Below are 19013 nucleotides of genomic sequence, written 5' to 3' on the forward strand. Positions count from 1 at the left end.
CGGTCACCGTGGGCCGGTCACGGTGGACTGTCGGGCGGGAATACTGCAAGATGGAGCGTCGTTAGCACTCATCGAGTGAGAGTGCCAGGAGGAAGACAAGTGCCGACCTACCAGTACCAGTGCACCGCGTGTGGCGAGGGCCTCGAGGCGGTGCAGAAGTTCACCGACGATGCGCTCACGGAGTGCCCCGCCTGCGACGGACGCCTCAAGAAGGTGTTCTCCGCGGTCGGCATCGTCTTCAAGGGCTCCGGCTTCTACCGCAACGACAGCCGCGGCTCGTCGTCCAGCAGCAGCCCCGCGAAGAACGCCTCCGCGGCGGGCAGCACGTCCTCCTCGGACACGTCGAGCTCCTCGTCCGGCAGCTCGGACACCAAGTCCTCGGCCCCGGCCGCCTCGTCGTCCTCCGGCAGCTCCTCGGGCACCAGCTCCGCGGCCTGACCCACAGCTCTTCGGACCCCGCCGTCACCGACGGCGGGGTCCGCTGTCTTACGGCTTCCTTTCGCCTCCGCCACCCGCCCGCCCCGGGCCGCCGTGCCCCGATAGTGTGACCGGCATGGCTGACGCGGAGATTGGCGTCATCGGCGGATCGGGCTTCTACTCCTTCCTCGATGACGTGACCGAGATCACGGTGGACACCCCCTACGGACGCCCCAGCGACTCGCTGTTCCTGGGACAGATCGCCGGCCGCCAGGTGGCGTTCCTGCCCCGGCACGGCCGTGGCCACCACCTCCCGCCGCACCGCATCAACTACCGCGCCAACCTGTGGGCGCTGCGCTCGCTCGGGGTGCGCCAGGTCCTCGCCCCGTGTGCGGTCGGCGGCCTGCGGGCCTCATACGGCCCCGGCACGCTCCTGGTCCCCGACCAGCTCGTCGACCGCACCAAGGCCCGCCCCCAGACCTACTTCGACGGCGAGCCGCTCCCCGACGGGAAGACACCCAACGTCGTCCACCTGACCTTCGCCGACCCGTACTGCCCCACCGGGCGGCAGGCCGCCCTCACGGCCGCCCGTGGCCGGGACTGGGAGCCGGTCGACGGCGGCACCCTCGTCGTGATCGAAGGCCCCCGCTTCTCGACCCGCGCCGAGTCGCGCTGGCACGCCGCACAGGGCTGGTCGGTGGTCGGTATGACCGGCCACCCCGAAGCCGTCCTGGCCCGCGAACTGAGCCTGTGCTACACGTCATTGGCGCTGGTCACCGACCTGGACGCGGGCACCGAGACCGGCGACGGCGTCTCCCACGAGGAAGTCTTCAGGGTCTTCGCCGAGAACGTCGGCCGGCTGCGCGAGGTCCTCTTCGACGCGGTCTCCGGCCTCCCTGACAACGCCGCCCGCAACTGCCTGTGCACCGAGGTGCACACCGGCTGGGACCTGGGCATCGACCTGCCGTAGCGCCCCGAACGCCGCGACGGACGGCCCGGCCTCCCTCTCCCGGGTGGCCGGGTTGTCCCCAGGGGCGGGGTCGTCCACAGCCCGGAGCGGGCCGGAGCGGATTCCGGCACGGTGGTGATCGCCGGTTCGTCCGAACCCCTCACCACAGGCGGTGCCCACCATGCCCCGTGCCTCTTCCCCGCCCCCTCACCACACCGACCCCGCCTTCCTCTCGCCGCCGCTCCCCGCTCCCCCGCCCTGTGAAGTGCCGCACTTCCCGCCGGTACGGGCCGGTGGCCGCCGACGCCGGGGAGGACGGAGCGCGCGGCGGCGGCTGCTGGCCGCCGGCCTGGCGACGGCCGCCGCAGTACTGGCCGGCGGAGCGTCGTACGGTGCCGTACGAGCCGCACCCGCCCCCGGCTGTCCGTCGGCCACGGCGGCGGGAGGGCGGTGACCGGTGCCCCGAGATCACGTGGTCCACGACTGGACACCTCCGCCCCACCCTGTCGTAAGTTGCGGTGCTGAGTGTTTATGCACCATCCGTAGTGAGCGTGGAAAGAGGCTGTCAGGTGAGCGAGAGCAAGGGCGTCCTTCAGGGGTTCAAGGAATTCCTGATGCGCGGCAACGTCATCGAACTCGCGGTCGCGGTCGTGGTCGGTGCTGCCTTCACGAACATCGTGAACGCCGTGGTCAAGGGCGTGATCAACCCGATCATCGGTGCCCTGGGCTCGCAGAACCTCGACAACTACAAGGCCTGCCTGACCGACTGCGGCGTGAACCGGAAGACGGGCGAATTCACCAGCGGTATCTACATCCTGTGGGGCTCGGTGCTCAGCGCCGCCCTGACGTTCCTGATCACCGCCGCGGTCGTGTACTTCCTCATGATCCTTCCCATCAACAAGTGGAAGGAACGCCAGGCGGCCAAGAGGGGCGTCGACGGCATCCCCGTGAACCCGACCGAGGTCGAGCTGCTCATCGAGATCCGCGATGCGCTGATCGCGCAGCGCACCGGCTCGCCGTCCGACCCGTCCGCCACCGCGGGGATCATCGGCGCGCAGAAGACCCAGCAGTAGCGGGCGCCCACGGCGGCCGGCACACGCCGCCCCCTCGCCTCGCTCAGAGGTGGTGGGGCGGCTTTTCGTCGAGGAAACGGGCCAGGTCGGCAGCGCTGTCACTGCCGCTCGGGCGCTCGCCCCAGCCCCGGTCGGTGTCGTCCGAGGACTGCTGGTTCAGCGGGTCGTCGAAGATCAGCCTCGCCGCGGGCTTGCGGGCCGGGCGTACGGCCGGCGCGGGCGCGGGGGCCTGCGCGGCCTCGGACGCGTCCTCGGGTGCGGGGGCCGACTCGGAGTCGGGGGTGGTGCTCACCCCTCCAGGGTACGGGCGCGCCGCGAGCGCTCTCGCTCGGCACGGGGCCCGTCGGTCACGGGTGATAGAGCGCCCGGGCACGGGCCTGGTCGAGGGAGCCGTCCGCACCGATCGGCAGAAAGTGGTCCACCTGCCACGCCTGTGCACTGCGGGCCTGGCGATTGGCGGTCTCCACCCACGGCGGGTAGACGCGGAACGCCCGCTTGCCGCCCGAGCCGTTGCGGGAAACGATGCCCCGCTCAGCGAGCACGTCGCGCGGAAAGACGAAGTGCCCGAACTGCCGGTCCTGGCGGCTGCTGACGACGAAGAGATCGACCGGGTCCTCGGCGTCGAACGGCTGGATGGGCCCTCCGGGGCGCCGCTTCCACACCGTGACGAACTGACCGACCTTCGTCGGCGTCGTCTTGGCCACCCGGAACCTGACGGCGGAACCGTCGAGAGTGAACTCATGTGCCGCGTACTCGGCGCTCTCTGCTTCCGGCACCGGCCGGGAGCAGGTGAAGCCACACGGTTCGTACACCCTCGTCCTCGCCGCGCGAAGGTCCTCGTGCAGCGTTTCCCCACCCGTCCACGGCTCAGGATCTGCGGGGCAGTGTGCCGAGGAGTCCGTGGGTTTTGTCGTCATTGCGCCATCGTGTCATTGCCGGCCGTCGCACAGGGCGGCGGGATACCGGCAGCCGAGTGGGGCGCGCGGGAGACAGGCGGTGCACGCTTCCGCACCAGGGGCGCGTCTATGACGCGTCTCGGGGCGTCTCCGCCCAAGGGGTGTCTCCCCTTAGCGGCCCTTGTCGTGCGTGGGTATGGGGTGCGGGCGGTGGCCGTCCCGGGGGCGGGTCGGCGGGCTCTGTGCGGCGTGGCTGCGCCTGAAGGGCCGGTTCCGGTCGGAGCCGGGCAGGGGGTGGCGGGGGTGTGCGTACTCATGGCGGGGCATGGGACGGCGGCCTTTCCGGTCGGGGGAGGGTGCGGCGGCCCGGTCGGAGAAGTCGACGGGCGGCCGGTGCGTTGACCCGGGCGGTAGGGCGGAATGCGATGCCGAGCGCGAGGAAGGCGATGAGCGCGGCCTCGGGAAGCTGTACGGGATGGAGGTGCGGCAACAGGCGGCCGCCCAGGGCGATGGCGAGGATCACGAGAAACACAACGGCCGAGCCCACCGGCGTCGCATGGAGCACCGGAGGCCTCGGCCGAGGCGGCGCCACTGGTGCCTCCGCGTCCGCAGCCGGGGCAGGTGGGGCATCTGAGTGCTGTGGCACGCATCCCACGCTAGGCACGGATGAGGGACCTGGCCTGTTCTGTGGCCTTAGCGGGTGAAGGGGTGTGCCCTCGGAGGTGAAGGATGCGCCCTTTCATGGGGCGCGGACCGTCCGTCCCCGGGGCGGCCGGCCCCGTCAGCGGGTGACGGTCCGGACACCCAGTGCTTCGTGCCACCACAGGTCGCGGCCCGGCTTCCAGGAGACCGGCCGCGAGCACCGGTTCACCACCAGCACGGTGCGGTCCGGCGTGCCCCCCGCGGCCGCGCCCCGCGCCAGCGCATGGTCGAGCAGCGCCTTCACCGGCCGTACGGCCCCGTCCCAGAACGCCGCATCGGCCGTGATCAGCACCCGGGCCGAGGACTCACGCGTCCGTGCGACCAGTTCGGGCACCGTCAACGAGACCGGCAGCGTGGTGCGTATCGCATCCAGCCGGCCGCAGGCGAGCGTGGCGATCACCGACTCGGGCACCAGGGGCAGATGCACCGCGACCCGGTCACCGGCCCGTACCCCGAGCCGGGTGAGCGTGGCCGCGGCCCGCTCGGCCTGGTCGAGGAGCATGCCGTGCGTCAACTCCTCCTGGTGTCCGGGCTCCCCGCTCCAGGTGAGGGCGATTCGCGACGCCTCCGGTTCTTGCACTTCCCGGGCGTCATCTGCATGCTCTGAGGTCATACGGCGCAACATGCGGATCAGGATGTAGATCATCGATCAACGTTCGCTGAACGTCCGCTGTATGAGGCCTGCGCCCGCCTCTCCCGCACCCGCGCGGCCGCACTCGCGCCGGGCCTCCCCGGCTCACCGCGGCCGCTCCTCCGCCGCCTCGCCGGGACTCCGGCTCCACCGCACCCGGCCCTCGGCATATCGCGCCGGGCCGCTCGGCTCACCGCAACAGCCCCTTCGGCCGGTGCGCGCATTGCGCCCCAGGCGTCCTGCCCCTCTCCGGTGCACTTCATCCCCCTCTCCCCCTCCCTTTTTCCGTTTCCCTCCGCAGATGCGAGAGCCGGACCCGTGAGAGGCGGCCCGAAACCGTCATGCCGAAACCCGAACCGCACCCCCGCCTTGGCCCGTACACCCGCTGTGGCCCGCACACCCGCCTTGCTCCGCAGGCCCGTTGGGCGCTGGCGGCCGTCGCCACCGGCGCTTTCTGTGTCCAGTGGGACTCCTTCGCGCTGAACCCGGCGCTCCCCGTCGTCCGCGACGCCCTGCACGGTTCGGCCACCGCCACGCCCTGGGTCGTCAGCGGCTATCTGCTGGCCGCCGGTTCCCTGATGCCGGCCGCCGGCCGGCTCGGCGACCTCTACGGGCGGCGCCGGATGCTGATCCTCGGACTGACGCTCTTCGGTGTCACCTCCGTGCTGTGCGCGCTGGCACCGTCGCTGCCGTTGCTGGTGGCGGCGCGGGTGGGGCAGGGCGCCGGCGGCGCGCTGATCATGCCGGCCGGGCTGGCCCTGCTGACCGACGTCTGTCCGCCCGCGCGTGCGCGCCGGGTGACGGGCCGTGCGCTGGGGCTGGCCGGACTGGCCACCGTCTGCGGGCCGTTCCTCGGCGGCCTGCTCGCCCGGTCGGTGTCCTGGCGGGCCGTCTTCTGGCTGACGGTGCCGCTCGCCCTGGCCGCCACGCTGTGCGCCCGCCGGGCGGCGGAGTCCCGCGCTCCGGATGCCGGCCCTTCCCTCGACACCGCCGGAGCGGTCACCTCCACGGGCGCGTTGGCCTGTCTGGCCCGCTGGCTGGAAGACGCCGCGGCCTGGGGCTGGTTGGCCGGCGCGGCGCTGCTCGGCGCGCTGTTCGTACGGGCCGAGCGGCGCTCTCCCGCCCCGCTGGTGGACCTCGCGCTGTTCCGTAACCGCCCTTACGTGGCGCTGACCGTGGCCGGTGCGGTCGCCAACTCCGCGATCGTGGCGCTGTTGTACGTCGTCCCCTTGATGCTCCGACGGGCCGAGGGGTGGTCGGGGCCGGCCGCGGGGGTGGCCTTTCTCGCCCCGGCCGCCGCGCTGGCCGTCGGCGGCCCGACGGCCGGCCGGGTGCGCCCCGCGGCGGCCGTGCCGGTGATGGCGCTCTGCCTGGCCGCCGCCGCGGCGGCGCTGGGGGCCTGCGAGCACGCTGCGGACACATCCGCCCTGCTGCCGGCCTCGACGGGGGCCGCGGCGGCGCTGGGCGTGGCCGGCGGGCTGGCCCTCACCGGCACCCAGGCGGCCGTACGCCGCGAACGCGCGGGGGAGGCGTCCGGCGTGACCAAGGCCGTGATGACAGCCACGGCGGGGGTCGGGCTCGCCCTCACCGGTACTGCCACGACAAGCAGCGGCGGCCGCCCGTCCCTGGCTCTCCCCGCCGCCGCCTGCCTGGCCACCGCCGCGGCCCTGGTGCTCGTACGGGGACGCGGGCGCCACCGGCTGCGGCGTCGCGGCTGAGGCGGCGGCCCACCGGTGGCGCGCTCACCCCACGGCCGCCGCCACCGCCTCGTATCCCCCCAGCACATCGCACACATCGCCGAACCCGCGCGCCTCCAGCAGTGCCGCCGCGATCACCGACCGGCCGCCGCTGCGGCAGTACAGGACCACCGGGCGGGCCGGGTCCAGTTCGGTGAGACGGTGGGAGAGGCCGGCGAGCGGGATGTTGCGGGCGCCGGGGAGGGCGCCCGCCTCGTACTCGGCCGGGTTGCGGACGTCTATCAACTGGATGTCGGTCGCTGGGGCGTCGGGCCCTGGGGCGTCGGGCGCGGGTGCACCGACCGCTGCGGCGCCGCCCGACTGAGACTGCTCCAGGGCGAGTTCATCGTGACGGACGCGGCGGCTGCGCCGGGTGAGGGCCGGGGTGCGCTCCAGTACGGCGGCCGGGTCGGACAGATGGCCCAGGACGCGGTCGTAGCCGATGCGGGCGAGGCGGAGGCGGGCCTCCTGCTCCGTACCGGGGTCGGCGATCAGCACGAGGGGGGTGCCCGGGGCGACCACGCTGCCGGCGTACTCCGCGAACCGGGTGTCCAGGCTCGTATGGAGCGAACCGGCCAGGTGCGCGCGGGTGTAGGCGGCCGACGGGCGGCAGTCGAGGAGGACGGCGCCCTGCCGGTCGCGGGCCGCGAGCGCCTCGTCCAGGGTGAGGGCGGCCGGCGGGCGGGGGTCCAGGAGGGGGTGGCCGTCGCGGTTGAGGGCCGCGTCGTGCGCGAAGTACCCGGGTGTGGCGGGCTGTCCCGCGGTGACCAGGCGGACGAAGTCGGCCTCCGGCATGGGCTGGAGCGCGTAGTTGAGGCGGCGCTGGTCGCCGATGGTGGAACTGGTCTCGGTGGACAGGCTGCGGCCGCAGGCGGAACCGGCGCCGTGTGCGGGAAAGACCCGGGTCGCGTCCGGCAGGGCCAGGAGTTTGGTGTGCAGGGAGCGATACAGACGGGCGGCCATGTCGTGCGGGGAGTGTCCGGCGGCGGAGAGCAGGTCGGGGCGGCCGACATCACCGACGAAGAGGGTGTCGCCGGTGAGCACGCCGAACGGCACGTCGTCGTCGGGGTGTTCGCGGATGACCAGACAGATGGATTCGAGGGTGTGGCCGGGGGTGGCGAGGGCGGTGAGGGTGACCCCCTCGGTGTCGTCCGCCCCGAGCGAGATGCGCTCGCCGTCCTTTAACCGCCGTATGGGGAAGCCGGTTTCGGCCGCTTCCCCGAAGGCGATCGCGGCGTCGGTGGCCCGCGCGAGTTCGAGGTGGCCGGAGAGGAAGTCGGCGTGAATGTGCGTCTCGATGACGAGTTCGATGCGCAGGCCGGCGGCTTTTGCGTCGTGCAGGTAGTCGTCGATATCGCGGCGTGGGTCGACGAGGACGGCGCGTCCGGTGGTCTCGTCGCCGATCAGATACGACGCCTGGGAAAGGCAGTCGAGGTAGTACTGCGCGAAGTGCACGGTCGGCCTCCAGGGGTGCGCGGGGCCCGTGCGCGGCGGCTGGGGCCCGCTCGGGCAGAGTGCGTTGTGCGGATGCACGGATGTACGTACATTAGGGAGCCGGGTGGCGGGCGAACAAGCCGGGGTCGCCGCCCGGCAGCCATATGACCGCCCAAATCGCCTCCCATATGACCGCCCATCAGGCGAATGCGAGTGACCTCGCCTCGGACGCACACACACGACCTCGCCCCAGGCGTCACACGTGACGTCGCACCTCAGGGTCACGGGTGACGTCGTGCCAGGTGTGTCGTCCCACGCGGCCTCGCCCCGGCTGACCCGGCATCACCGACCGCACGTTCACCATCCCGTACGCCCGCGGAGGAACCCACCATGACGACCGAGCCGCCGGACGGCGCGCACGGCCCGCGCCCCCTGGACCGGCGCTCGCCGCTGCCCCTGTGGGCCCAGCTCTTCGACGATCTGCGCCGCAGGATGGAAACCGGCGAGTTCAGCGCGGAGTTCCCGGCCGAGCACCGGCTCACCGGCGAGTACGAGGTCAGCCGGCACACCGTCCGGGAGGCGCTGCGCAAGCTGCGCGCCGACGGCCTGGTGATCGCCGAACGCGGCCGCACCAGCCGGCTGGACACCCGTCGCATACAGCAGCCGCTGGGCTCTCTCTACAGCCTCTTCCGCGAGCTGGAGGGCCAGGGCGTGGACCAGCGCAGCGAGGTACTGCGGCTGGAGCGGACCGCGGACGGGACGATCGCCGGGCATCTGGGACTGATGTCGGACGCCCCGCTGGTCGTACTGGAGCGGCTGCGGCTCGCGGACGGCGAACCGCTCGCCCACGACACCGCATATCTGCCCGCCGAGGTCGCCGAGCCGCTGCTGGACGCCGACTTCGGGCACACCTCGCTCTACGGCGAACTGACGCGCCGCTGCGGGGTGAAGGTCACCGGCGGCCGCGAGCGGATCCAGCCGTTCCTGCCGGACATCCGGCAGGCGTGGCTGCTGGGGCTCGCCGACCGGGAGGCGGCGTTCACCATCGAACGGCTGGGGCGGGCCGGGGAGCGGCCGGTGGAGTGGCGCGAGACGGTGGTCCGCGGAGACCGGTTCACCTTCGTCGCGGAGTGGTCCGACGCAAGCCCGGCCGTCGCCCTTGCGCCGCGGGCCTCGTGTCCGTCCTCATAGCCGCCGCGGCGGTGCCGTGCGGACTGCTGATCGGGGTGCTGCTGGGTGCGCTCGGCGGCGGCGGCTCCGTGCTGGCGGTGCCCGCACTGGTCTATCTGCTGGGGCAGTCGCCGCACGAGGCGACCGCGGGCGCGCTGATCGTCGTCACGGTCGGCGCGGTGACCGGGATGGTCTGCCATGCCCGTGCCGGGCGGGTCCGGTGGGCGGCCGGTGCGGCCTTCGGGGCACTGGGTACGGCCGGCAGCTACCTCGGGTCCCGGTGGAGCGCGGCGCTGGATCCTGCAGTGCTGATGGCTGCCTTCGCCGGTCTGCTGCTCGTGGTGGCGGCGATGCTGCTGTCACGGGGGCTGCGCGAGCGCCGGACGTCGGCCGGCCCGCGCCCCTTACGGGTGCCCACGGAGACCGCGCCCTCAGGGGACCCGACGGGGGCTGTGCCCTTACGGGACCCGGCGGAGCAGGTGCCTTCACGGCCGTCACGGGCTCCTGGGGAACCCGCGCCCTTACGGGACCCGGAGGAATTCGCGCCCATACGGGACGCCACAGAGCCCGTGCCCCTACGAGATCTCACCCAGCCCATGCCCTTACCGGACACCCCTGAGCCCGCACCCTTCCGGGACACCCCGGGTCCGGCCCCTTCCGCTGGCCGCGCCGGTCCCGCCCCTCACCCGCAGCCCCGCCCCACGCATCCCCTGCGCCCCGCCCGTCCTGCCCGTCCCACCCGTCCCGTCCGGTTCGCCGTGACCGCCTCCGCCGTCGGGCTGCTCACCGGCTTCTTCGGGGTCGGCGGCGGCTTCGTCGTCGTCCCCGCCCTCACCCTGGTCCTGGGCCTGGAGATGCCGGCCGCGATCGGCACCTCCCTCCTCGTCATCCTCATCAACTCCCTTACGGCGCTGGGCACCCGGGCCGGCACCGGCGCCCTGGACTGGCCGCTGCTGGCGGGCTTCGCGGCCTGCGCGGCGGTCGGCAGCCACCTCGGCAACCGCCTCACCACCCGCCTGCGCCCACAGGCCCTGACCACGGCCTTCGCCTGCCTCGTCACCGTCCTCGCCGTCTCCATGGCGGCCACCGCCCTCCCCCGCCTCTGGGCCCCCTGACCGCCCCGGCCCGCACCACGCCACCCGCCCCTTCCGTCCACCCACCACTCCACCGATCCTTTCGACCCACCCACCAGGAGGAAGCACATGGCCCCCGCACCCGCCGCCCCGTCCCACCACCAGGTCCTGATCGTCGGCGGCGGCACCGCAGGCATCACCGTCGCCGCCCGGTTACGCCGCGCCGGACTCCGGGACATCGCACTGCTGGAGCCCTCCGAAACGCACTGGTACCAGCCGTTGTGGACGCTGGTCGGCGGCGGCCAGGCCCCGCTGCGCGCCGCACTGCGCACCGAAGCCGACGTCATGCCGCCCGGCGTGCGCTGGCTGCGTGAGCGCGCCACCGCCGTCGACCCGGCCGCCCGTACGGTCACCACCGCATCCGGCCGGGTCCTCTCCTACGGGCGGCTGGTCCTCAGCCCCGGCCTGCATCTGGACTGGGACGGCGTGCCCGGCCTGGCCGGGGCCCTCGGACACGGCGGGGTGAGCAGCAACTACCGGCCCGATCTCGCCCCGCTCACCTGGGAGTTGATCCGCCGGATGCGGCGCGGCACGGCCGTGTTCACCATGCCGTCCGGGCCGGTGAAGTGCGGCGGCGCCCCGCAGAAGATCGCGTACCTGGCGGCCGACCACTGGCGCAAGCGCGGTGTACTGGACGCGATCCGCACCATCCTGGTGCTTCCGGAGCCCGCGATGTTCAAGGTGCCGGTCTTCTCCCGCGCGCTGACGGAGACGGCCAGGAGGTACGGCATCGAGGTGCGGCTGAGCTCCGAGATGACCCGGCTCGACGGCGCGGCGCGCGAGGCGGTGATCACCGACCACACCACCGGCACGGACGAGACCATCCGCTACGACCTGCTGCACGCCGTACCGCCGCAGCGCGCCCCCGCATGGCTGGCCGACGGCCCGCTCGCCGACCCCGCCTCCCCGTACGGGTACGTCAAAGCCGACCGGGAAACCCTCCAGCACCCCGATTTCCCGCATGTGTTCGTCCTGGGCGACGTCGCCAATCTGCCGACGTCCAAAACGGGTGCCGCGATCCGCAAGCAGGCTCCGGTCGTCGTCGCCAACCTCCTCGCCGGTCTGCGCGGACGCCCCGCCACCGCCCGTTACGACGGCTACACCTCCTGCCCCCTGGTCACCGCCCGGCACAAGATGCTGCTCGCAGAGTTCGACTACGACCTGGAGCCCACCCCGTCGATCCCGTTCATCGACACCACCCGGGAGCGCACCGATATGTGGTTCCTCAAGCGCTACGGGCTGCCGCAGCTCTACTTCAAGGGGATGCTCAAGGGCCTGGCCTGACGACGGCCGAACGCGGCGGCGGGGCCCCAGCCCCGCCGCCGCGCTCACGCTCGCCCTACGCCGCCGCCAACTCCCCCACCACGCACCCCACGTTGTCCGGTCCCCCCGCCTCGCGGGCCAGCCGGATCAGGTCCCGTACGGCTTGGTCGGGGTCGTCGGCCGTGGTCAGCACGTCCCGGATCGTCTCGGCCGGCAGCACGCCGGTCAGGCCGTCCGTGCACAGCAGATAGCGCTCGCCGGGCCGCGCCGCCAGCAGTTGCAGGTCAGGGGCGAACGCGGTGCCGCCCTCCAGCGATCGCAGCAGCAGTGCGCGCTGCGGGTGCGACGACGCCTCCTCGGGGGTGAGCCGGCCCTCGTCGACCAGCGACTGGACCAGGCTGTGGTCATGGGTGACGCGGAAGAGGCCGGAGTCGCGCAGGACATAGGCGCGCGAGTCCCCGATGTGCAGCAGCGCCAGCTGCGAGCCGGAGCGCAGCAGCGCGGTGAGGGTGCTGCCGGAGGCCTCGTTTGCCGACGGGGCGGCGCGGTGTGCGCGATGGGCCGCCTCCTCCAGGGCGGCCAGCGGATCCGCCGAGGTCAGGTCCTGGTTCTCCAGGTCCTTGAGCGCCTCGATCGCGGCCGTCGCGGCGGGGCCGCCGCTCGGGCCGTAGCCGTCGGCCACGGCCAGCAGCCGCGGTCCCGCGTAGGCGGCGTCCTGGTTGGCCGGGCGCACCAGCCCCCGGTCGGTGAGGGCGGCGCAGCGCATCGTCAAAGGGGCACGCGGTTCGGTCATCACGGTGTCCTTCCTGGACAGCTGGTCGACGAGGAAGGCGGCCAGGTCCCGGCGGGCGGCGGTGTCGGCCTCGACCTGCGCCCAGTACGCGGTGACCGCCGCGGCTGCCGCGGCCGGCGCCAGCTCGCACACCTCGCGGATGCGGGCCAGCGGCATGCCGAGCCGTCGCAGCCAGGCCACCAGCCGGGCCCGCTCCAGCTGGGCGGGTGCGTAGTGGCGGTAGCCGCTGCGCGGGTCGACATGGGCCGGGGTCAGCAGGCCGAGCTCGTCGTAGAGCCGTAGCGCCTTCGGCGAGAGCCGGGAGGCCCGTGCGAAGGCCCCGATGGTCAGCAGCTCACCGTCCCCGTAGGGCGCCTTGCCCATGCCTGCGGTCGCCCGTCCGCCCACCCGTCCGCCCTCCTCGTACCGGGCACCTCGCCCGGCACGGCCGATGCTGGGGCTTCCCCCAAGGACAAGGTCAAACCTTTGCCGCCACCCCGCCCCGACCTGCCTGTTCCATCACCTCCGCCCGCCCCGGCCGGCGCGTTACCGCCGCCCGCCCCGACCGGCCTGTCCCTTCGGCTCCGCCCCGCCGGTCGCGCCCGTCGTCTCCGCCCCGTCCTCCGTGCCCGCCGGAGCGAGCTGGTTGAGCGCGGCGGCGGTCAGCGCCTCGACGCCCATCGTGAGGGTCGGCCGGACCACCGGTACGAAGTGCGGCGAATGGTTGGACGGGATGTCCTGCGCCAGCCGCCCGGCCGCCAGCGCCGTACGGAACTCCTCCGGGTCCCAGCCGCCCAGCCACCAGTAGTAGAGCGGTGCCCCGGCGGCGGTCGCCAGGAGTCCGGCGTCCTCGCTCCCGGTCGCCGGCTCGTAGGCGAACAGCCGCTGCTCACCGAAGAGTCCGGTGAACTGCGCATTGACCTGCCGCAGGGTCGTGGCGTCGTTGACGGTGACGGGGAAGGAGTCCAGGACCTCGGTCTCGGGGGCGCGGTCCGCACCGGAGGCGGCGGCCTCGGCGCGCGCGATGCGGTCGATGGCGGCGAGTACGGCCGTGCGCACCGTCTCGTCGAAGGTGCGCACGCTGAGGCGGACGACCGCGCGGTCGGGGATGACATTGGCGGTGTCCCCGGCGTGGAAGGAACCCACGCTGACCACCGCACGGTCCTTCGGCGCGATCTCACGGGCCACCACGGACTGCACCCGCTGCACGAAGCACGCCGCCATCAGGATCGGGTCGACGGTGGTCTCGGGCCGGGAGCCATGACCGCCGATGCCGTGGAAGGTGATCTCCAGGCTGTCCGCGGCGGCCATGCACGGACCGGGGCAGTACGCGATCAGCCCGGCACCGAAGGGGGCGACATGCTGGGCCAGCACCACATCGGGCGTCGGGACGAGGCCCCTGCTGTAGAGGCCGGCGTCGAGCATCGCGCGGGCGCCGCTGCCGACCTCCTCGGCGGGCTGGAAGAGCACGACCAGCGTGCCGGACCAGTGGGCGCGGCCCGCCGCGAGCAGATCGGCGGCGCCCAGCAGGCAGGTCACATGGACGTCGTGCCCGCAGGCATGCATCCGGCCGGGGACCGTGGAGGCGTAGTCCAGGCCGGAGTTCTCGGTGACGGGCAGTGCGTCCATGTCGGCGCGCAGCAGGACCACGGGTCCCGGGCCGTTGCGCAGCACGCCGACGACGCCGGTTTTGGCGATGCCGGTGGTCACGTCATAGCCGCAGCCGGTCAGCCGGCGGGCGGCCTCGGCGGCCGTACGGGTCTCCTGGAAGCCGAGTTCGGGGTGGCGGTGCAGGTCTTCGTAGAGGGCCACCAGGTCCGCGAGGCGCTCGTCGAGCGGGGCCAGGACGAGGGCGGGGGCGGAGTCGTCGCGGTGCTCGGCGTCATCGGTCGGGCCGGTCTTGCCTGTCGTGTCGCTGTCGCTCATACACGCATTCGACCATGAATCACCACCCCGCACCGAGGCCCGGCCCCCCACCCGCCCCGGAGCCGTCCCGTAGGGGCACTCCGCCCTTCCCTGGCCGGACTTCGCGGGTGTTCCACCGCCCGTCCGTGACACCGGAGCCGACGACTGCAACCGTGGCTCATCCTGCCTGCGACCGGAACCAGCACGCCCAAGCCGATGACTGGAGGCTGACGTTGGCCACTTCCCCCAACCGACCGACCGGCGAGCCCCGAGACCTCACGGCACACCTGATGGACCAGGCCATGGGACATGTCTTCTCCGCCGCCCTGCGCACCGCGGCGCACCACCGCATCGCCGACCAGCTCGCCGAGGGCCCGCGCACCGCCGAGCAGCTGGCCGCCGCCACCGCCACCCACGCCCCGCATCTGCGCCGCGTACTGCGCTATCTCGCCACCCGCGGCATCTTCCGGGAGGACACCGCGGGCGCCTACCACCTGACGCCGGCCGCGGCGCCCCTGCGCACCGACGTCCCCGACTCGCTGCATCCCGCCGTCATGATGATGACCGACGAGCTGTTCCTGCGGACCACGGCCGCCCTCCCCGAGTCCGTACGGCACGGCGGCGCGTCCTTCGAGCGGCTCTTCGGGGCGCCCCTCTTCGAGCATCTGCTGTCGGATCCGGCGGCGCGCCGGCTCCTGGACGACGGGATGTCGTCGCTGTCCGCCCCCGTGGACGAGGCGGTGGCGGCCGTGTATCCGTTCCCCGGGACCGGCACGGTCGTGGACGTCGGCGGGGGCCGCGGCGGGCTGCTGCGCGCCGCGCTGCGCCGCCATCCGCAACTGACCGGTGTGCTCTTCGACCAGGCCCCGCCGCTGGCCCATCACCTCCTGGACGGCGACGAGTTGAAGGGCCGCTGGCGCACCCAGGAGGGCGACTTCTTCGTGTCCGTACCGGAGGGCGGTGACGTCTATGTGCTCAAGCACGTCCTGCACGACTGGCCGGACGAGGCCTGTCTGCGCATCCTGCGCACCTGCCACCGGGCCATGCCGGCCGGCCGCCGTCTGCTGGTCATCGACGCCGTACTGCCGCCGGGCAACGCCCCGCACTTCGGCAAGACCCTGGACGTCGCGCTGATGACGGTCGACGGGCAGGAGCGGACCTCGGAGGAGTTCGCGACACTGCTGTCGGCCGGCGGTTTCCGGCTGACGCGGGTGCTGCCCACACCGGCCTTCCCCTCGATCGTGGAGGCGGTCGCCGAGTAGCCGCCAAACGGGGCGACACGACACGCCGCACCCCGCTCCCCTCATCGGCGGTCCCGCCCGCCCGCGCTGTACTGAGGGCGGCCGCATCGGCCGACGAGAGGAGCTGACGTGCTGGTCCTCATGCGTGCGCGCCGCCGCGACGAGGAGCACCGCACCGCCACGCCGCTGGAGCTCTTCTTCGACCTGTGTTTCGTCGTGGCGATCGCCGAGGCCGGCCGTCAGCTGGCGCATGCGCTGGCCGAGGGCCACCCGGGGCACGGCATCTCCGGTTACCTGATGCTCTTCTTCGCCATCTGGTGGGCCTGGATGAACTTCAGCTGGTTCGCCTCGGCGTACGACACCGACGACGTGCTCTACCGCGTGGTGACACTCGTCCAGATGGCGGGGGTGCTGGTGCTGGCCGCCGGCGTGCCGCGGGCCTTCGCCCACAGCGACTTCACGGTCATCTGGTTCGGGTACGTGCTGATGCGGCTGGCCATGGTCACCCAGTGGCTGCGGGCCGCACGGGCCGGCCGGGGTGCCGAGCGGCGCACCGCACTGCGCTACGCCCTGGGGGTGACGGTGTGCCAGGTCGGCTGGCTGGGCCTGATCGTGCTGCCCAAGGGGGACGTGCCCTGGGTGTTCGTGGTCGTCGGGCTGCTGGAGCTGGCCGTCCCCACACTGGCCGAACGGGAACGGCAGACGGCCTGGCATCCCCATCACATCTCCGAGCGCTACGGCCTGTTCACCATCATCGTGCTGGGCGAGACGATCGCGGCGGCCACCCTCGCCGTGCAGTCGGCGCTGGACGAGAACGACGAACTGAGCACCCTGCTGCCGATCGCGGGCGGCGGACTGCTGCTGGTCTTCGCGGCGTACTGGATCTACTTCGCGGTCCCCATCCACCTCCACCTGCGCTCGAACCGTCAGGCGTTCCTGTGGGGCTACGGCCACTACCTGGTCTTCGGTTCGGCGGCAGCGGTCGGCGCGGGCATCGAGATCGCGGTGGAGGAGGCGTCCGGCAAGGCGCATCTGTCGGCGTTCGCGGCGGCCGCCTGCGTCACGGTGCCGGCCGCCCTGTTCATGTTCACGGTGTGGCTGATCCACTCCCGGCACCAGAAGCGCGGCCCGGCCCAGCAGCTGGTGCTGCCGGTGTCGTCGCTCGCGGTCCTGGCGTGCACCTTCGCCGGGCACTGGGCGGTCCTGGCGGCCGGACTGGTGGCCTCCGTCACGGTCGCGACCGGCGTCGCCCTCACCACCCGTCAGGGCACCGCACCGGTGGAGTAGAAGGAGCCCGTTCTGTCACCCATCTCGGCGAGCGCTGCGCCATCGATCTCGCAGACGGTGCCGGCACAGGCTCCGCGAGGCTCGCGGACACCCCTCTCCCCGTCCCCCATTAGTGTGCCGAACGGCCGTGCAAACCCCCGCAACCGCCCTGATCCTGCATCAGATTCGGCCATCTTCACCCCTCGGCCAGGTGAGGGGCCACCACCAGCGGAGCCGTCACCTCCACCGGCACCCCATACCCCGTCAATTACCCACCAATGGACCCCACTTCCTGCCACTTCATGCCGGTGTTTCCCCCTGTTCACCAGGTCCAGCGGAGGCGCGCCGATACTGAAGCGGTAGGGTGCAGATTGCCCTTTTTATGACAGGGGTTCCCCTGTGGAAGAGCCGCAGGAAACCCCGGAAACGACCACCGTCCGTACCTGAGGAGACGCCAGCCATGGCCCGCCACGCTCAGTCCCGCGTGCGGACGAGACTGTCCCGGCGCAGCAAGGCCGTAGGCGGTCTCGCCCTCTCCACCCTGGTCGGCACCGCCCTGTGGGCGTGGCCGGCTTCGGGCGACGACCACAACAGCGGGACCGACGCCAAGAGCACCACGTCCACGACGGCTTCCGGTCCGGACACGCCACGCATCCCTGTGTCCGCCGCGAAATCCGCCCCGAACGCCGCACCGAATCCCCCGGCCGGACGGCCCATCCCGGGCCTCGGCGACGCCGCCCGGAAGCGGATACCGGCCAACTCACGACAGGTGCTGGTGGTCACGGGAAAGGACATGGACTCCTTCGAGTCCCGGGTCGTCCTGTACACCCGTGAGGAGGGCTCCGACGACTGGGAGCCGGGTCCCACCTGGCCCGCGCACAACGCCGCCCGCGGCTGGACGGACGACCACCATTACGGCGATCTGCGCTCCCCCATCGGTGTCTTCCCCCTCACCGACGCGGGCGGCCTGCTGGCCGCCCCCGGGGACACCAAACTCCCCTACGACCACAACAGCAGCTTCGTCGCCGGCGGCACCGGTGTGGAGGGCGAGCCACTGGCAGGCGCCTTCGACTACGTCATCGCCATCAACTACAACCGGGAGTCCGGCACCTCTCCCCTGGACCCGCAGCGCCCGTGGGGCGACGCCAAGGGCGGCGGCGTCTGGCTGCATGTCGACCACGACGGCCCCACCCAGGGCTGTGTGAGCCTCAAGCCCAAGGTGATGCGCGAGCTGCTGCGCACCCTCGACCCCGAGCTGCACCCGGTCATCGTGATGGGACCGGCCGATTACTGAGCACCCGCCGCACCCCGCGGGGCCGCAGGACGCCCTGACCGACGTCCTCGGCCTCCGGGTCGGCCACGCCCAGCGGGCCGGCGGCGGCTACCTGACCGGCACCACCGTCGTCCTGGCACCCGAGGGCGGTGCCGTCGCGGCCGTCGACGTACGCGGCGGCGGCCCCGGCACCCGGGAGACCGACGCGCTCGACCCGCGCAACCTCGTCCAGCGCATCGAGGCGGTCGTGCTGACCGGCGGCAGCGCCTTCGGCCTTGACGCCGCGTCCGGTGTCGCCGCCTGGCTGGAGGAGCGGGGCCGCGGCTTCCGGGTCGGCCCCGACCCCGCGCAGGTCGTACCCGTCGTGCCGGCCGCAGCCCTCTTCGACCTGGGGCGCGGCGGCGACTGGCGGGCCCGGCCGGACGCCGTGCTGGGCCGGGCGGCAGCCGCGGCCGCGGCGGACACCGGGCCCGGCGCCCCGGTCGCCCAGGGCAACACGGGCGCCGGCACGGGCGCGGTGGCCGGCGGCCTCAAGGGCGGCATCGGCACCGCGAGCGCGGTGCTCCCCTCGGGCGGCACCGTCGCCGCACTGGCCGCCGTCAATGTCGCGGGCTCCGTCACCGACCCGCGCACCGGCGCCCTCTACGGCCGTCTGTACGAGAACCCCGCCGCCCTGCCCTCCCCCGAGGTGCACGCCACCGCCCTGCGCCGGCTGGCCGAGGCCAGGGAAACATCCCGGGCCCGCTCGGCCGCCTCCGTCCGCCCGCCGCTCAACACCACCCTCGCCGTGGTCGCCACGGACGTCACCCTCACCCGCGCCCAGGCCCACAAGCTCGCCGGGACCGCACACGACGGTCTGGCCCGTGCCATCCGCCCCGTCCATCTCCTCTCCGACGGCGACACGGTCTTCGCCCTGTCCACCGCGGCCCGCCCCCTCACCCCCGAAGGGGCCCACGGCGACCGCGCTTTCGGCGTACACGCCGAGGCCGGTGCCCTCAACGAGATCCTGGCCGCCGGCGCGGACGTCCTGACCCGCGCCGTGGTGAACGCCGCCCAGGCAGCGGAAACGGTGGACGGCCCCGGCGGCGTCTTCCCGTCGTACCGGGATCTCTACGGGACCGTCTGACCCACGGGCAGCCGCCGCCACCCGCG

General features: G+C 73.2%; 17 protein-coding genes. 11 read left to right on the forward strand and 6 right to left on the reverse strand.

Annotated features, from left to right (window positions below):
- Positions 1-99 precede the first annotated feature (99 nt).
- The 3 genes from IF67_RS0113905 to mscL all read left to right on the forward strand — a co-directional run bounded on the left by IF67_RS0113905 (position 100) and on the right by mscL (position 2439).
- Entirely contained in the window at positions 100-438 is a 339-nt protein-coding gene (locus tag IF67_RS0113905) for an FmdB family zinc ribbon protein (protein WP_030985498.1), read from the forward strand.
- A gap of 115 nt (positions 439-553) precedes the next feature.
- Positions 554-1387, forward strand: a complete 834-nt coding sequence (locus IF67_RS0113910) for an S-methyl-5'-thioadenosine phosphorylase (protein ID WP_030985500.1) — start codon at positions 554-556, stop codon at positions 1385-1387.
- A gap of 548 nt (positions 1388-1935) precedes the next feature.
- The gene (gene mscL, locus IF67_RS0113915; protein WP_030985502.1) at positions 1936-2439 is read left to right on the forward strand and encodes a large conductance mechanosensitive channel protein MscL; all 504 of its coding nucleotides are present in this window, start codon (positions 1936-1938) and stop codon (positions 2437-2439) included.
- A 43-nt stretch (positions 2440-2482) separates the two neighbouring features.
- On the opposite strand, the gene IF67_RS0113920 is transcribed toward mscL, so the two are convergent.
- From IF67_RS0113920 to IF67_RS0113930, 3 genes are all read right to left on the reverse strand, one after another.
- Complete coding sequence (locus IF67_RS0113920) at positions 2483-2731, reverse strand: hypothetical protein (protein WP_030985504.1); 249 nt, start codon at positions 2729-2731, stop codon at positions 2483-2485.
- A gap of 55 nt (positions 2732-2786) precedes the next feature.
- Positions 2787-3356: a MepB family protein gene (locus IF67_RS0113925; RefSeq protein WP_051818007.1), complete on the reverse strand. Its 570-nt coding sequence runs from the start codon at positions 3354-3356 to the stop codon at positions 2787-2789.
- Between the two features lie 760 nt (positions 3357-4116).
- Positions 4117-4650, reverse strand: coding sequence for an AMP-binding protein (locus IF67_RS0113930; RefSeq protein ID WP_234341086.1), 534 nt, complete (start codon positions 4648-4650; stop codon positions 4117-4119).
- A gap of 359 nt (positions 4651-5009) precedes the next feature.
- Here IF67_RS0113930 and IF67_RS0113935 point away from each other — a divergent pair, with 359 nt between their 5' ends.
- Positions 5010-6386 (forward strand): MFS transporter, encoded by a 1377-nt coding sequence (locus IF67_RS0113935; RefSeq protein ID WP_078889421.1) that lies wholly within the window; start codon positions 5010-5012, stop codon positions 6384-6386.
- A 24-nt stretch (positions 6387-6410) separates the two neighbouring features.
- Here IF67_RS0113935 and IF67_RS0113940 read toward each other — a convergent pair whose 3' ends face one another.
- Positions 6411-7859: an MBL fold metallo-hydrolase gene (locus IF67_RS0113940; RefSeq protein ID WP_030985511.1), complete on the reverse strand. Its 1449-nt coding sequence runs from the start codon at positions 7857-7859 to the stop codon at positions 6411-6413.
- A 369-nt stretch (positions 7860-8228) separates the two neighbouring features.
- Between IF67_RS0113940 and IF67_RS0113945 the strand changes: the two genes are divergently transcribed.
- The 3 genes from IF67_RS0113945 to IF67_RS0113955 all read left to right on the forward strand — a co-directional run bounded on the left by IF67_RS0113945 (position 8229) and on the right by IF67_RS0113955 (position 11425).
- Positions 8229-9029, forward strand: coding sequence for a GntR family transcriptional regulator (locus tag IF67_RS0113945; protein ID WP_030985513.1), 801 nt, complete (start codon positions 8229-8231; stop codon positions 9027-9029).
- Positions 9014-10123, forward strand: a complete 1110-nt coding sequence (locus IF67_RS0113950) for a TSUP family transporter (protein WP_030985515.1) — start codon at positions 9014-9016, stop codon at positions 10121-10123. The genes IF67_RS0113945 and IF67_RS0113950 overlap by 16 nt, the downstream gene beginning before the upstream one ends.
- An 87-nt stretch (positions 10124-10210) precedes the next feature.
- Entirely contained in the window at positions 10211-11425 is a 1215-nt protein-coding gene (locus IF67_RS0113955) for an NAD(P)/FAD-dependent oxidoreductase (RefSeq protein ID WP_030985517.1), read from the forward strand.
- A gap of 55 nt (positions 11426-11480) precedes the next feature.
- Here the strand turns inward: IF67_RS0113955 and IF67_RS0113960 are convergent, their stop codons facing one another.
- Together IF67_RS0113960 and IF67_RS0113965 are read right to left on the reverse strand one after the other, a co-directional pair.
- Complete coding sequence (locus IF67_RS0113960) at positions 11481-12560, reverse strand: MerR family transcriptional regulator (RefSeq protein ID WP_030985519.1); 1080 nt, start codon at positions 12558-12560, stop codon at positions 11481-11483.
- Positions 12561-12722: 162 nt separating this feature from the next.
- Positions 12723-14102, reverse strand: coding sequence for an amidohydrolase (locus IF67_RS0113965; protein ID WP_234341087.1), 1380 nt, complete (start codon positions 14100-14102; stop codon positions 12723-12725).
- A gap of 212 nt (positions 14103-14314) precedes the next feature.
- On the opposite strand from IF67_RS0113965, the gene IF67_RS0113970 reads away from it, so the two are divergent.
- The 4 genes from IF67_RS0113970 (at position 14315) to IF67_RS0113985 (ending at position 18987) form a co-directional block, all read left to right on the forward strand.
- The gene (locus IF67_RS0113970; RefSeq protein ID WP_030985523.1) at positions 14315-15343 is read left to right on the forward strand and encodes a methyltransferase; all 1029 of its coding nucleotides are present in this window, start codon (positions 14315-14317) and stop codon (positions 15341-15343) included.
- Positions 15344-15451: 108 nt separating this feature from the next.
- The gene (locus IF67_RS0113975; RefSeq protein ID WP_030985525.1) at positions 15452-16609 is read left to right on the forward strand and encodes a low temperature requirement protein A; all 1158 of its coding nucleotides are present in this window, start codon (positions 15452-15454) and stop codon (positions 16607-16609) included.
- Between the two features lie 439 nt (positions 16610-17048).
- Positions 17049-17882 (forward strand): L,D-transpeptidase family protein, encoded by an 834-nt coding sequence (locus IF67_RS0113980; protein ID WP_030985527.1) that lies wholly within the window; start codon positions 17049-17051, stop codon positions 17880-17882.
- Positions 17875-18987, forward strand: a complete 1113-nt coding sequence (locus tag IF67_RS0113985; protein WP_030985530.1) for a P1 family peptidase — start codon at positions 17875-17877, stop codon at positions 18985-18987. The genes IF67_RS0113980 and IF67_RS0113985 overlap by 8 nt, the downstream gene beginning before the upstream one ends.
- The last annotated feature ends 26 nt before the right edge of the window (positions 18988-19013 follow it).

This window comes from Streptomyces sp. NRRL S-1813, assembly GCF_000719605.1.
Classification (GTDB): Bacteria; Actinomycetota; Actinomycetes; order Streptomycetales; family Streptomycetaceae; genus Streptomyces; species Streptomyces decoyicus.